The organism is Luteimonas sp. RC10, from assembly GCF_014192745.1.
Lineage (GTDB): Bacteria > Pseudomonadota > Gammaproteobacteria > Xanthomonadales > Xanthomonadaceae > Luteimonas.
This window is the reverse complement of record NZ_JACHYJ010000005.1, coordinates 120583-136270: the sequence shown is the minus strand read 5'-3', so window position 1 is coordinate 136270 and position 15688 is coordinate 120583. Positions and strand designations below refer to the sequence as shown.

3 protein-coding genes are annotated in these 15688 nt (G+C 68.9%); all 3 read right to left on the bottom strand.

Annotation, left to right across the window (positions count from 1 at the left end; all coding sequences use genetic code 11):
• Positions 1-7 precede the first annotated feature (7 nt).
• The 3 genes from FHW73_RS10455 to FHW73_RS10445 all read right to left on the bottom strand — a co-directional run bounded on the left by FHW73_RS10455 (position 8) and on the right by FHW73_RS10445 (position 15628).
• A complete protein-coding gene (locus tag FHW73_RS10455) occupies positions 8-9406 on the bottom strand; it encodes an isopeptide-forming domain-containing fimbrial protein (RefSeq protein ID WP_183426655.1) in 9399 nt (3132 codons plus the stop codon).
• Positions 9407-10372: 966 nt separating this feature from the next.
• On the bottom strand, positions 10373-11098 hold the full coding sequence (locus tag FHW73_RS10450; RefSeq protein WP_183426654.1) for a response regulator transcription factor: 726 nt from the start codon (positions 11096-11098) through the stop codon (positions 10373-10375).
• Between the two features lie 90 nt (positions 11099-11188).
• A complete protein-coding gene (locus tag FHW73_RS10445; protein WP_183426653.1) occupies positions 11189-15628 on the bottom strand; it encodes a DEAD/DEAH box helicase in 4440 nt (1479 codons plus the stop codon).
• Positions 15629-15688: the final 60 nt, after the last annotated feature.

Here is a 15688-nt window from a genome sequence, read left to right as displayed (position 1 = left end):
CGATTCCTCACTTGCGCTCTTCATCGACAGGCGCGGTCGGATCGGCGCTGGATTCCACGCGGACCTTCTGCCTGGTCTCCTCACGCAACCGCGCTGTCAGCGCCTGTTGCACCGCAGTCGCACGGCGCAGCCCCAGTGCCGCGTTGTAGGCGTGCGATCCGCGCACGTCGGTGTGACCGACGAGCACCACCACGCCGCCGCCGAGCGCGTCCAGACGCCGGGCGACCTCGTCCAGCAGCGCACCGAACTCCGGCTTGACCTCAGCGCGATCGGTGTCGAACAGGACGGTTCCCAGCAACGCGCCGCGGGCATCGACACCGGCAACCAGTGCGTGCTGGTCGTCCACCACCGTGCGCAGCGCAACCGACAGTCCCGCCCGCGCTTCCGGCCCGACCTGCGCCTGCAGGGCATCGCGCACCGCCGCCGCACGGGCGAATGCCAGTGCTTCTTCGCCAGCCTCGGCGACGATGGAGACATCGCCGCCGCCGTAGCGTTCGACCTGCTCGGCCATGCGCTCGATCGCCGGCAACCACATCGCGCTGACCTCCGCGCTGCCCGGCGCGAAGATGACTTCGCCCAGTTCCAGATCGATCCGCTGCTCGCCACCCGGTATCTGCTCGACCGGCAGGCGCACACCGAAATCGAAGCGGACCGGCAAGCCGGGCGTGACACGCCGCACCAGCGGGTTCGCGGTGGTGAACTCGGTGCCCGGCGGCAATGTGGCCGGATCGACCTTCAGGATGAAGTTGCGACCATGGCGCCAGTCCCCGCCCTGCACATCGGCCAGGTGATAGCGGCCGTACTGATCCGTCTCGATCAGCAGCCCCTCCACCGACGCGATCCGCACGCCAGGAATACCACGCTCGTCGATGCCGTGGTTCTCGACGATGTAGGCCACTTCGTATCCGTTCTCGACCGCCGACACGCGGCGCGTCACCACCGGCTCGGCGGCATTGAGCCCCTTCGCCGCCTCGCCATCGCGCTCTGTCCGGGTCGACCCGTCGGCCGCCATGCGCACCGTGACGCCCTGCCCACTGACCAGAACGAAGTCGTCGGTGAAATCGGGCGCGGTCAGACGCTGGCGGATGATCACACGATGGGCCTCGGCAGGATCGCCCACGGACTGCCGCGCGGAGATCGCACCGATCTCGATGCCGTGGAGCAGCGGCGCGCTGGCATCGGCGAGCGGCTGCGGGCCATTGCCGCGGTCGATCGTCGTCGACCCGGCAACGTACAGGTCGGACGCGAAGCCGCCCTGCACCTGCACTTCGGACAGATCCGCGCGGTCCTGCCAACCGTCACCGTCGCGATCGTCGAACACGGTGCCGAAGACCAGGCTGTCGTCGAGCAAGGGGTCCGACTCCAGCGACACCTGAGCAGTCGCCACATTGGACACCGGCGTCCCGGTCGCATCGACCGCGACCGCTTCATTGATGTGTACGCCCTGTCGCACGCCTGCGCCCACACGCAGCAGATACACGATGGTGGCGCGGTCACCGACAGCGATGTCGATGCCACCGATGCGCAGCGGGTACTGGCCGGTCAGAGTGAACGCGCCATCGCGATCGGCGACCGCCATCGACCCTTCGACGTAGCTGAAGCCCGCAGGCGGCGTGTCCACGACGATGCCGTCGGTCACGTTCACCGCGCCCACGTTCTCCACCGTCACGGTGTAGCGCACCAGGTCCCCGATCTTCACGGTTCGGCTGCCGACCGCCTTGCTGATGCGCAGCTGCGCCTTGTCGGACACCTCATGGCGGGTCTGACAGGTGGTGCACTCGGGCTCCGAACCACCGCCTTCGTCCGTATAGCCACCGAACACCCGGTTCTCCACCGTGCCGATCGCATCGGCGGTCACCGTGGCCGGATAGACGAAGGTGTAGGTGCCCGGCACGGTGCCGGCGGGCAGCATGCAGACCACGTTGCCGCCCTCGGCAAGACAGCCCGTCGGCAACATACCCACCGCCAGGCCCTGCCCGGGGGTGTCGGACAACCGCAGATCCGAGCGTGTGGCCGAATTCGCGACATCCACGGTCAGTGTGTACTCGATGACGTCGCCGACCTTTACTTCCTGCGCCTCGCCGGGCGTGGCGTGCTTGGCGATGCGCACGCGCGGCTCTGCCAGCGGATGCTCAGTGCTGCACGCGCCGCACACTGGGGGAGGACCGTTCTCGCCGGTGCCGCCGCTGGCGATCACGACGTTGCCGACGGTTCCGGTGGCGGTGCTGTCCACGGTGGCCGTGTACGTCAGCGCATAGCGGCCCGGGAGCGTGCCCGCAGGCAAAGTGCAGGTCAGCGCGCCCGTGCAGGTGAACGCGCCAGCGTCGGTCACTTCGCCGAAGCTCAGGCCGGCGCCGAGCGTGTCGGTCAGCGTGAGCGTGTCGAGGGTGGCCGAGTTGGCAACGACCACGGTCAGCGTGTAGACGAGCACATCGCCTGCGCGCACTTCCGTACCGTTCCCTGGCTCGGAAGTCTTGATGACCTCGATCGTCGGCTGCTCAACCTCATGCTCGGTCTGGCAGGTGGTGCACACCGGCTCGGGATCATTTCCACCCGGCGGCGTGCTCGCCACGACGACGTTGCTCAGGGTGCCGGTCGCATCCGCATTGACGGTCGCGGTGTAGGTCAGCGTGTACGTGCCCGGCAGGGTGCCGGCCGGCAGCGTGCAGGTCAGCGCGCCCGTGCAGGCAAACGCGCCCGCATCGGTCACGGCACCAAAGGTCAGACCTGCGCCCAGCGTGTCGGCCAGGGTCAGCACTTCGGTCGTCGCCGAGTTGGCGACCGTCGCGGTCAGCGTGTAGGTCAGCGTGTCGCCAGGCGACACCTCGCTGCCCGACGCCGGGTTGGAACTCTTGCTCACGGTGATCGACGTGGCGACGACCGGATGCTCGGTCTCGCAGGTCGTGCACACCGGCTCGGGGTCATTGCCGCCCGGCGGGATGCTCGCCACGACGACATTGCCGACACTGCCGGTTGCATCCGCATTGACGGTCGCGGTGTAGGTCAGCGTGTAGACACCCGGCAGCGTGCCAGCCGGCAGCGTGCAGGTCAGCGCGCCCGTGCAAGCAAACGCGCCCGTATCGGTGACGGCACCGAAGGTCAGGCCGCTCCCCAGCGTGTCGGCCAGGGTCAGCACTTCGGTCGTGGCCGAGTTCGCAACCGTCGCGGTCAGCGTGTAGGTCAGCGTGTCGCCAGGTGACACTTCGCTACCCGAGGCCGGGTTGGAGCTCTTGCTCACGGTGATCGACGTCGCGACGACCGGATGTTCGGTCTCGCAGGTCGTGCACACCGGCTCGGGGTCATTCCCGCCCGGCGGGTTGGTCGCCACAACAACGTTGCCCACCGTCCCAGTCGCATCCGCATTGACGGTTGCGGTGTACGTCAGCGTGTAGCTGCCTGGCAGCGTGCCCGCTGGCAAGGTGCAGGTCAGTGCGCCCGTGCAGGCAAACGCGCCCGCGTCGGTGACCGCACCGAAGGTCAGACCGGTGCCGAGGGTATCGGCCAGCGTCAACACTTCGGTCGTGGCAGAGTTCGCAATCGTCGCGGTCAGCGTGTAGGTCAGCGTGTCGCCAGGCGACACTTCGCTGCCCGACGCCGGGTTGGAGCTCTTGCTCACGGTGATCGACGTCGCGACGACCGGATGTTCGGTCTCGCAGGTGGTGCACACCGGCGGCGGATCGTTCCTGCCAGGCGGGTTGGTCGCAATCACGACATTGCCCACGCTACCGGTCGCATCCGCATTGACGGTCGCGGTGTAAGTCAGCGTGTAGCTGCCCGGCAAGGTGCCCGCCGGCAGCGTGCAGCTCAGCGCACCGGTGCAGGCAAACGCGCCCGCATCGGTCACGGCACCGAAGGTCAGGCCCGCGCCGAGCGTGTCAGAGAGCGTCAGCACCTCGGTCGTCGCCGAGTTGGCGACCGTCGCGGTCAACGTGTAGGTCAGCGTGTCGCCAGGCGACACCTCACTGCCCGACGCCGGGTTCGAGCTCTTGCTCACCGTGATCGAGGTCGCAACGACCGGATGCTCGGTCTCGCAGGTCGTGCACACCGGCTCGGGGTCATTACCGCCCGGAGGCGTGGTTGCCGTCACGACATTGCCCACGCTGCCCGTCGCATCCGCATTGACGGTCGCGGTATAGGTCAGCGTGTACGTGCCCGGCAAGGTGCCGGCAGGCAAGGTGCAGCTCAGCGCACCGGTGCAGGCGAATGCGCCGGCGTCGGTGACAGCACCGAACGTCAGGCCCGCGCCCAGCGTGTCGGCGAGCGTCAGCACCTCGGTCGTCGCCGAGTTGGCAATCGTCGCGGTCAACGTGTAGGTCAGCGTGTCGCCAGGCGACACTTCGCTGCCCGAGGTCGGATTCGAGCTCTTGCTCACCGTGATCGACGTCGCGACGACCGGGTGTTCGGTTTCGCAGGTCGTGCAGACCGGCGGCGGGTCGTTCCCACCCGGCGGTGTGGTCGCTGTCACGACATTGCCCACGCTGCCCGTCGCATCTGCATTGACGGTCGCGGTATAGGTCAGCGTGTACGTGCCCGGCAAGGTGCCGGCAGGCAAGGTGCAGCTCAGCGCACCGGTGCAGGCGAATGCGCCGGCGTCGGTGACAGCACCGAACGTCAGGCCCGCGCCCAGCGTGTCGGCGAGCGTCAGCACCTCGGTCGTCGCCGAGTTGGCAATCGTCGCGGTCAACGTGTAGGTCAGCGTGTCGCCAGGCGACACTTCGCTGCCCGAGGTCGGATTCGAGCTCTTGCTCACCGTGATCGACGTCGCGACGACCGGGTGTTCGGTTTCGCAGGTCGTGCAGACCGGCGGCGGGTCGTTCCCACCCGGCGGTGTGGTCGCTGTCACGACATTGCCCACGCTGCCCGTCGCATCTGCATTGACGGTCGCGGTGTAGGTCAGCGTGTACGTGCCCGGCAACGTGCCGGCCGGCAGCGTGCAGGTCAGCGCGCCGGTGCAGGTGAACGCGCCGGCGTTGGTGACCGACCCGAAGGTCAGGCCAGCACCGAGCGTATCGCTCAGGGTCAGCACCTCGGTCGTGGCCGAATTGGCAACCGTCGCGGTCAGCGTGTAGGTCAGCGTGTCGCCGGGCGACACTTCGCTGCCCGAGGCCGGGTTCGAGCTCTTGCTCACCGTGATCGACGTCGCGACGATCGGGTGTTCGGTCTCGCAGGTGGTGCACACCGGCGGCGGGTCGTTGCCACCCGGCGGGGTGGTCGCCGTCACGACGTTGCCCACGCTGCCCGTCGCATCCGCATTGACGGTCGCGGTGTAGGTCAGCGTGTACGTGCCCGGCAGGGTGCCGGCAGGCAGCGTGCAGGTCAGCGCGCCCGTGCAGGTGAACGCACCGGCGTTGGTGACCGACCCGAAGGTCAGACCTGCGCCCAGCGTATCGGCCAGGGTCAACACTTCCGTCGTGGCCGAATTGGCAACCGTCGCCGTCAGCGTGTAGGTCAGCGTGTCGCCGGGCGACACTTCGCTACCCGAGGCCGGGTTCGAGCTCTTCGTCACTGTGATCGCCGTCGCGACGACCGGATGCTCGGTCTCGCAGGTCGTGCACACCGGCTCGGGGTCATTCCCGCCCGGCGGGTTGGTCGCCACAACAACGTTGCCCACCGTCCCAGTCGCATCCGCATTGACGGTTGCGGTGTACGTCAGCGTGTAGCTGCCTGGCAGCGTGCCCGCTGGCAAGGTGCAGGTCAGTGCGCCCGTGCAGGCAAACGCGCCCGCGTCGGTGACCGCACCGAAGGTCAGACCCGCGCCCAGCGTATCGGCCAGGGTCAACACTTCCGTCGTGGCCGAATTGGCGACCGTCGCGGTCAGCGTGTAGGTCAGCGTGTCGCCGGGCGACACCTCGCTACCCAAGGCCGGGTTGGAGCTCTTGCTCACGGTGATCGAGGTCGCAACGACCGGATGTTCGGTCTCGCAGGTGGTGCACACCGGCTCGGGGTCATTGCCACCCGGCGGCGTGCTCGCCGTCACGACATTGCCCACGCTGCCGGTCGCGTCCGCATTGACGGTCGCGGTATAGGTCAGCGTGTACGTGCCCGGCAGCGTACCGGCCGGCAGCGTGCAGGTCAGCGCACCGGTGCAGGCAAACGCGCCCGCGTCGGTGACCGCACCAAAGGTCAAGCCAGCCCCAAGCGTATCGCTCAGGGTCAGCACTTCGGTCGTCGCCGAGTTCGCGACCGTCACGTTCAGCGTGTAGGTCAGCGCGTCGCCAGGTGACACCTCGCTACCCGATGCCGGATTCGAGCTCTTGCTGACCGTGACCGAGGTCGCAACGACCGGATGCTCGGTCTCGCAGGTCGTGCACACCGGCTCGGGGTCATTGCCGCCCGGCGGGTTGGTTGCCACAACGACGTTGCCGACGCTACCAGTTGCCGCGGCGTCCACCGTGGCCGTATAGGTCAGCGTATAACTGCCCGGCAAGGTGCCGGCAGGCAGCGTGCAGCTCAGCGCACCGGTGCAGGCAAACGCGCCCGCATCGGTCACGGCACCGAAGGTCAGGCCCGCGCCCAGCGTGTCGGCGAGCGTCAGCACCTCGGTCGTCGCCGAGTTGGTAATCGTCGCGGTCAACGTGTAGGTCAGCGTGTCGCCAGGCGACACTTCGCTGCCTGACGCCGGGTTCGAGCTCTTGCTCACGGTGATCGACGTGGCGACGACCGGATGCTCGGTTTCGCAAGTCGTGCACACCGGCTCCGGATCGTTGCCACCCGGAGGCGTGGTTGCCACGACGACATTGCCCACGCTGCCGGTCGCGTCCGCATTGACGGTCGCGGTATAGGTCAGCGTGTACGTGCCCGGCAGCGCGCCGGCCGGCAGCGTGCAGGCCAGCGCACCAGTGCAGGCAAATGCACCTGCATCGGTCACTGCACCAAAGGTCAGACCTGCGCCCAGCGTGTCAGAGAGCGTCAGCACCTCGGTCGTGGCCGAGTTGGCGACCGTCACGGTCAGCGCATAGGTCAGCGTGTCGCCAGGCGACACTTCGCTGCCTGACGCCGGGTTCGAGCTCTTGCTCACGGTGATCGACGTGGCGACGACCGGATGTTCGGTCTCGCAGGTCGTGCAGACCGGCGGCGGATCGTTGCCGCCCGGCGGGGTGGTCGCCGTCACGACGTTACCGACGCTCCCCGTCGCATCCGCATTGACGGTCGCGGTGTAGGTCAGCGTGTACGTGCCCGGCAGCGTACCGGCCGGCAGCGTGCAGGTCAGCGCGCCCGTGCAGGCAAACGCACCTGCATCGGTCACTGCACCGAACGTAAGACCTGCGCCCAGCGTATCGGCGAGCGTCAGCACTTCGGTCGTCGCCGAATTGGCGACCGTCGCGGTCAGCGTGTAGGTCAGCGTGTCGCCAGGCGACACCTCGCTACCCGAAGCCGGGTTGGAGCTCTTGCTCACGGTGATCGACGTCGCGACGATCGGATGTTCAGTCTCGCAGGTGGTGCACACCGGCTCGGGGTCGTTGCCACCCGGAGGCGTGGTCGCCGTCACGACATTGCCCACGTTGCCGGTCGCGTCCGCATTGACGGTCGCGGTGTAGGTCAGCGTGTACGTGCCCGGCAGCGTGCCCGCCGGCAGCGTGCAGGTCAGCGCGCCCGTGCAGGCAAACGCGCCCGCTTCGGTGACTGCACCGAACGTCAGACCTGCGCCCAGCGTGTCGGCCAGCGTCAGCACCTCGGTCGTGGCCGAATTCGCAACCGTCGCGGCCAGCGTGTAGGTCAGCGTGTCGCCAGGTGACACCTCGCTACCCGATGCCGGATTCGAGCTCTTGCTCACCGTGATCGAGGTCGCGACGACCGGATGTTCGGTCTCGCAAGTCGTGCACACCGGCTCGGGGTCATTGCCACCCGGCGGCGTGCTCGCCGTCACGACATTGCCCACGCTGCCGGTCGCGTCCGCATTGACGGTCGCGGTGTAAGTCAGCGTGTAGCTGCCCGGCAAGGTGCCAGCAGGCAAGGTGCAGCTCAGCGCACCGGTGCAGGCAAATGCGCCGGCATCGATCACGGCACCGAACGTCAGACCCGATCCGAGCGTATCGCTCAGGGTCAACACTTCGGTCGTGGCTGAGTTCGCGACCGTCGCGGTCAGGGTGTAGGTCAGCGTGTCGCCAGGCGACACCTCACTGCCCGAGGCCGGGTTGGAGCTCTTGCTCACCGTGATCGAGGTCGCGACGACCGGATGTTCGGTTTCGCAGGTGGTGCACACCGGCTCGGGGTCGTTGCCACCCGGAGGCGTGGTCGCCGTCACGACATTGCCCACGTTGCCGGTCGCGTCCGCATTGACGGTCGCGGTGTAGGTCAGCGTGTACGTGCCCGGCAGCATGCCAGCCGGCAAGGTGCAAGTCAGTGCGCCGGTGCAGGCGAATGCGCCGGCGTCGGTGACGGCTCCGAAGGTCAGACCTGATCCGAGCGTATCGCTCAGCGTCAGCACTTCGGTCGTGGCCGAGTTCGCAACCGTCGCGGTCAGCGTGTAGGTCAGCGTGTCGCCAGGCGACACCTCGCTGCCCGAGGCCGGGTTGGAGCTCTTGCTCACCGTGATCGACGTCGCGACGACCGGATGCTCGGTCTCGCAGGTCGTGCAGACCGGCGGCGGGTCGTTGCCACCCGGCGGCGTGGTCGCCGTCACGACGTTACCGACGCTACCGGTTGCCGCGGCGTCCACCGTGGCCGTATAGGTCAGCGTGTACGTGCCCGGCAGGGTGCCCGCCGGCAGCGTGCAGGTCAGCGTGCCCGTGCAGGCAAACGCGCCCGCATTGGTCACTGCACCGAAGGTCAGACCCGCTCCCAGCGTATCGGCCAGGGTCAACATTTCGGTGGTCGCCGCACTGGCGACCGTTGCGGTCACCGTGTAGGTCAACGTGTCGCCAGGCGACACCTCGCTGCCCGACACCGGGTCGGAGGTCTTCGTCACCGTCACGACCGAGGCCAAGGGATGCTCGGTGGCGCAGCTCGTGCAGGTCGGCGAGGGGGGCTGCGGATCGTCCGGATCGCCGCCGCCCGTGGCGATCACCACGTTCCCGACCGACGTCTGCGCATCCGCGCTGACAGTGGCGGTGTAGACGACGCTGTACTCGCCCGGCGCCGTCCCGGTCGGCAAGGTGAAGGTGCGGGCGTTGCCGCTCCCCCCTTCGACGAAGCTGCCGGCGCTGGTCACCGCGCCGAAGATCAGGCCCGCGCTGAGCGTATCGCTCAACACGACGTCGGACTGGGTGGCGGCTTCGGTCACACGTACGTTCAGCGTGTAGGTGATGACCTGCCCTGCGGTCACGATCGAGCCGGCAAGCGGGTCAGCGCTCTTGACGACCTCCACGACCGGACGCGCCACAGTGACCGTCGCGTTCGCGGTGTTGTTGGCAAGATCGATGTCGTTGGTACCCGCCGGCGCGGAGACGGTCGCGACGTTGGTCACGGACGTCGACTGCGCGAACGCCGGAGACGCTCCTGCCAGTCCCAGAAGACACGCCAATACCGTACCGCCGGCGGCCGATGCGGCCGCCCGGATGTTGTTCAACAGCATCCCGCAATCCCCCGAAAAACCTGCCATGGCCCGAGATCGACGGACCCGCATTTCCCTGAACGACGATTCGGCCGCGCGACAAAAGAGCTCGATCGAGCTCGTCGTTCAGAAAGGACGTTCCCCGCGTAATAAGTCGCCCGCGCCAAAAGCACCCACGGCGGGCGGACGGCATTTTATGCACGCAATAATTCGACGTCAATCACAGATTTTCTACATCGCCTTATGTTAGCGAGTGAGAGAATCGGTGAGATAAATAACACGCATTCAGAAAACACTGGCCGATCCGATGACACTGAAAACTGGCGTATTCATTCAGTTCTTGGGCGCTGTCGATCCGACGCAGGGCCACGTAAAACAGGGCAATCTGTGTCCGGCCTTGCCGTCGCCGCCCTAAGATGAAGTCCAGGCGGCACGCGATTGCGCTCGACTGAAGATAAGACGGGGGATGGTTCAAGCCCGGCAAGTGCGTCTTCGGCAACCGTCCACATCGGACTCGCCCTCTCCCGGCGGACGACGGCAACTGGGCCATCGATCGCGTCCGGCCGACGGCTGTACAGCTCTGCGGCTGGTCAGCGCACGCACCCGGCGGAGTGATCCCGAGAGACTGCAGGCAGATCAGACAACCATTGCAGGTGGCGTCAGGCCGGCACCACGACGGACGCACTGCCGGCGCTGCTGTCATCGGGGTGCCCCCTGCAATTTCTGCGCATCGAGGCTGCGCGCTTGATCGCATCGGGGGATCGCCGAACCGCCCATTGCTCCGGTTCGGATGCCACGAACATCCAGACCCCGCACCGAAGCGCCCGCCTCGGCCGGTCCATGCCCGGCGCGCCTCGCATCAGCCCGCCAGTACCACCATCACCAGGTCAGCACGTACCCTACCCCGCGGACCGAGCGCAGTGGCAGTGCCATCCCGGTGCTGTCCTGGCATTTGCGCCGCAGGCGATAGACCAGCATCTCAAGCCGATGGGGATCGAACTCGTGCACGTCGTCGACGAGCCCGGCGATCAGGTCCTCGCGTCGCACCGGCTGTCCCGGCGAGCCGGCGAGTCGGCGCATGACTTGCTGCTCGGCGAGCGTGAGTTCGACCGCGCGGCCGTCGGGCAGCAGGATGTTCCACCCACGCTCGTCGAGCCGCCAGCCGGTCTCGCCACTGCCCTCCTCCCCCATCTCGCCGCCTTCGCTGCCGTCGGAAGGGACGACGCGGCGCGAGAGGTTGCGCAGCGTGGCGATCAACGCGCTGGCCTCGACCGGCTTGGTCAGATACGCATCGACCCCGGCTTCCAACCCACGCAGCCGGTCGCTGTTGGACACGTAGCCGGTCAACATGACCAGCCCGATCGTGGGGGCAGCCTCGCGCAGATGGCGGGCGATCGCGAAGCCGTCCTCGTCCGGCAGGCCGACATCGAGCAGCACCAAGTCGTACCGGCTGGCCACCAGATCGCGATACAGCGCCAGCGCGCCGGGCATGCCGGTCGCCTCGAACCCGGCTGCACGCAGCAAGGGCACCAGGATCTCGTCACGCAGCTCGTCGTCGTCCTCGACCACCGCGACTCTGACACGCTCAACCGCCGCCCCGTTCACGCCATCTATCCCATTCCGAAGCGGGCGCCTCTCCCCGCGGGTCATTCGACAACGATAGCAAAACCCCGGTGAGCGCTGATCCTGGCACCGTCACCTGGCCTGATCACCAGCCACAGCTGCACCAAGCCAGCCGTGGCCGGGACGCGGCATCGGCCCGGGAGACTGGAGCAGCACCCGCGCGGCGGCGGCCGCCTGGGCCGAGAGCGCATCGTCGACACTGCAGCGATCAGCTACGCGGCTGGCGACCACACGGCCATCGCGCAGGACCAGCCGCGCGCCCAGCTGCCGGGGCACGCGCTCGCCGGGCAGCAACGTCCCGGCGAGATTCAGCGGATCGGACGCGCCCACACAGATCAGTTCGCCGTCCGCAGGACGCGCACGGACCGCACGCAGCAGGCCGACGGCCTCGGGCAGCGCGTACTGCTCGCCCGACAGCCCGGCCACGAAGCGGCCGCCGCGGATCTCGCCGCGGGCCTCGAGCCGGCGGTAGACCCGCACCAGCTCCCGCCATGGCGGCAGCCAATCGGGTTCCCGATCGAGGATCCGCCAGCAGACCACGCCGTAGCGCCGCAACAGCACGCGCGCCACGTGCTCCAGGTCCTCGGCATCGGCACCGCCGGCACCGCGCCTGGGCTGGCTCCAGCGCCCGGCATCGGCGATGCCGACCAGCGGCCTCCCGCGCCGGCGCCCACCGGTCGCCGGCCGACGCGAGGGCGGCACCAACAACGCGCGCAGGCCCGTGAAGCTGTCGCAGTGCGCGCGCCCGGCAGCGACCAGCTCCGACAGCCCGTCCTCCAGCTCGGTCTGCAGCAGTCGTGTATGCGCCTGCAGGTCGTCGAAGAACGACGCCCCCTGCCGTGCCAGCACCTCGTCGACCCGGCGCGCGCGCGAAGACAGCGCCTCCGCGTCTGCGGGCGCGGGCGCGGGCGCCAGGCGCATCCAGCGCGGCGCATCCGGCCTCGGCAGCAATGCGATCGGGATCTGCCGCAGGTGGCCGCTGCTCCCTTCGCCAGCACGCGGCCGTAGACGCAGCCAGGCCAGGCGTCCGGTGGTGCACAACGCATCGAGCCAGCCGGGCGAGAAGTCCGGCACCCGCGCCGGCAGCAGATCCGCCTCCCATGCCGCCGCAGGCGCCTCGTAGCCTTCGAGCTGCGCCAGCACGCCGGCCAAGGCCTCGGCACCGTGCACGCGAGCGCCCTGCGACACATGTTGCCAGTCGCACAGGAAGCGCACGTAGTCGGTCACTGGTACCGGCTCGATCTCGCGACGCAAGCGCCCCAGCGTCTCGCGATGGATGCGGGCCAAGAGCCCACGCTCACACCACTCGACCGGCCCCGCCGTGTCGCCGCAGAACCAGCCCTGCATCGCGGTGCCCTCGTGCTCGAGCGCGTGCAGCGCCGGCAGCAGCGCAGACGCCGCCAGGCCGAGTCGCGCAGCCAAGGCCTCGGCCGTCACCGGCCCGAGCCCGCCCAAGCGTGCACGGACCAGTTCCAGCAGCGCGGCCTCACGCGTCCACGCCACTGCGTATTCGTCCGGTACCGCAACCTCGGGCCGGATCGCAGCCTCGGGATGCAATGCGCGCAGCAGCGGCAGTCGCTCGACCGCAACCCAGACCGCGGCCTCGTCGCCCACGGGCACGCGCGTCGCACGCGCATCGCCGGCCAGCGCCGCCAGCAGCGCAGGCCAATGCGCGACGGCCATCCCCTCATCTTCGGCGATGGCACCCAGCATCATCAACGCGTCGTGCATCTCGTCGGGCGTCGCCGCTTCCGGCCACGCCTCCTTGCGTACCCGCGCGATCGCCGCCGGGTCGAGCCGCCCCAAATCGTCCGCCGTCGCTGGATCGTCCCAGCGACGCTGCTGCACCGCCTGGGTCCGACGTTCCTCCAATGGCGCATCGTCGAGAAAGGCATAGGGGCGCGCATTGATCGCCTCGGCGGCCAGCGGCGACGGCGCGGTCAGCTCGCAGGTGCGTACTGCGATCCGGCCGGCCTCGATGTCGCGCAGCACCGCCAGCCAGCCTGACGCGTCCATCGCGACTTCCAGGCAGTCATACAGCGTCTGCGCGACCAGAGGATGTTCGGGGATCTCGCGCTCGCCGACGATGTTCTCCAGGCACGCGACCTGGTCGGGGAATACTGCCGCAAGCAGATCCTCGCTCTTCATCCGCTGCAACTGCGGCGCGACCTTGCGGCCGCCGGCAAAACGCGGCAACGCGAGCGCGGTGGTCGCATTCCAACGCCAGCGCACGCCGAACAACGGCGCGTCCAGCAACGCCTGCACCAGCACCTCACGCGCACTCGCTGCGCGCAGATAGTCCATGACCTCGGCCAGCGGAAAACTGTGGCTGGTCGAGAGCGACAGCACGATCGCGTCCTCGGTCGCCGCCGCCTGCAGTTCGAAATTGAACTTACGGCAGAAGCGCTTGCGCAGCGCCAGGCCCCAGGCGCGGTTGATGCGGCTGCCGAACGGCGTATGCAGCACCAGTTGGGTGCCGCCAGTGGCGTCGAAGAAGCGCTCGAGCACCAGGCACGACTGGGTCGGCAGCACCCCGAGCGCATCGCGTGCACGCGCCAGGTAATCGACCAGTTGCGTGGCCGCTTCAGCCGATAGACCCGCCTCATCCTGCAGCCAAGCGCGGGCACGCGGATGCCCCGACGCCTCGCCCGGCGCGTCGAGCAGGGCCTCGACCTGCACACGCAGCCGCGCCACGCCCGCCGACAACGCGTCCGTGCGACCGGGCGCCTCACCGATCCAGAACGGGATGTTCGGCGGCAGGCCCTGCGCATCCTCCACACGCAACCGCCCTGCTTCCACCCGCAGGATCCGGTAGCTGGCATTGCCCAGTTGGAACACGTCGCCGGTCAGGCTTTCGACCGCGAAGTCCTCGTTGACGGTGCCGATCGACTGCGACTCGGGCTCGAGCAGTACGGTGTAGTCGCCGGTGTCGGGGATCGTGCCGCCGGACATCGTCGCGACCATGCGCGCGCCCTTGCGCCCACGCAGCCGGCGATGCACCGCGTCGCGATGCACGTGGCCGGCGCGCGGTCCGTGGCGCCCGACAAAGCCCTCGGCGAGCATGCGCACAACCGCGTCGAAATCCGCGCGCGCCAACTTGCGATATGACCACGCCCGGCGTACCAGCGCGAACAACGCGTCCTCGTCCCAATCCTGCATCGCAGTTTCGGCGACGATCTGCTGCGCCAGCACGTCGAGCGGCGCCGGCGGGATGCGCAATGTGTCCAACTCGCCGCGGCGCACGCAGTCGAGCAAGGCTGCGCACTCGACCAGTTCGTCGCGTGTCGTCGCCAGCAGCCTGGCCTTCGGCACGCCACCGACCTGATGTCGTGAACGGCCCGCCCGCTGCAGAAACGCGGCGATCGAACGCGGCGAGCCGATCTGGCACACCAGGTCGACATCGCCGATGTCGATGCCCAACTCCAGTGACGCAGTCGCCACCAGCACGGTCAGCTCGCCGCGCTTGAGCCGTTGCTCGGCGTCGAGCCGCGCCTCGCGCGCGAGGCTGCCGTGGTGCGCCGCGACGCGCTCGCGGCCCAGCAGTTCGCCGAGGTGACGCGCCGCCCGCTCGGCCATACGCCGCGTGTTGACGAACACCAGCGTCGTCCGGTGCGCCTGCGCCAGGTCGGCGATGCGCCGATAGAGCTGCATCGCCTGGTCGTTGGACAGCACCGCCGACAGCGGCGTGGGCGGCAACTCGAGCGCCAGGTCGCGCGGCCGGTCCAGTCCGACCTCGACGATGGTGCAGCCGCTGTTCTCCGGCTCCACTATGCCGGCCACGACCTCGCCCGCCCCCGCATGCGGGGCCGAGCCAGGCTGGGCCTGCGCAGTCGCTGCAATGTCCCCACCGCGCTCGCCGACCAGGAACCGGGCCACCGTGTCGATCGGCTTCTGCGTCGCCGACAACCCGACCCGCTGCAATCGCCTGCCGCACAGCGCCTGCAGGCGTTCCAGCGTCAGTGTCAGATGGCTGCCGCGCTTGTCGCCGGCGACCGCATGGATCTCGTCGACGATGACGCTACGCACGTCGCCGAGCATCGCCCGCCCCGAGGCCGAGCCCAGCAGCACGTACAGCGACTCGGGCGTGGTCACCAGGATGTGCGGCGGCCGTCGGCGCATGCGCGCGCGCTCGGCCTGCGGCGTGTCGCCGGTTCGCACCGCTGTGCGGATCGCCACCTCCGGCAGCCCCATCGCCGCCAGCGCCGCGCCGATGCCCGCCAGCGGCGCCTCGAGGTTGATGCGCACGTCGTTTGACAGCGCCTTGAGCGGCGACACATAGACCACTCGCGTCGCGTCCGCCAGCGTGCCGCCGGCCTCGAGGCCCTCGCGCACCAAGCCATCGATCGCGACCAGGAAGGCAGTCAGGGTCTTGCCCGAGCCCGTCGGTGCCGACACCAGCACGTCGCGCCCGGCCGCGATCGCCGGCCACGCCGCGACCTGCGCCGGCGTCGGCGCCGCGAACGTGTCGCCGAACCACTGCGCGACCGCGGGATGGAGGGTGTCGAGGGGCATGGCGCACATGATCGCGGTGGCGACCGGGCGGACGGGTCGGCGGCTACAAGATCCACGATA

Coding starts and splice junctions, on each gene's coding strand:
- FHW73_RS10445 (WP_183426653.1), bottom strand. CDS start 15,628: ATGCCCCTCGACACCCTCCATCCCGCGGTCGCGCAGTGGTTCGGCGAC.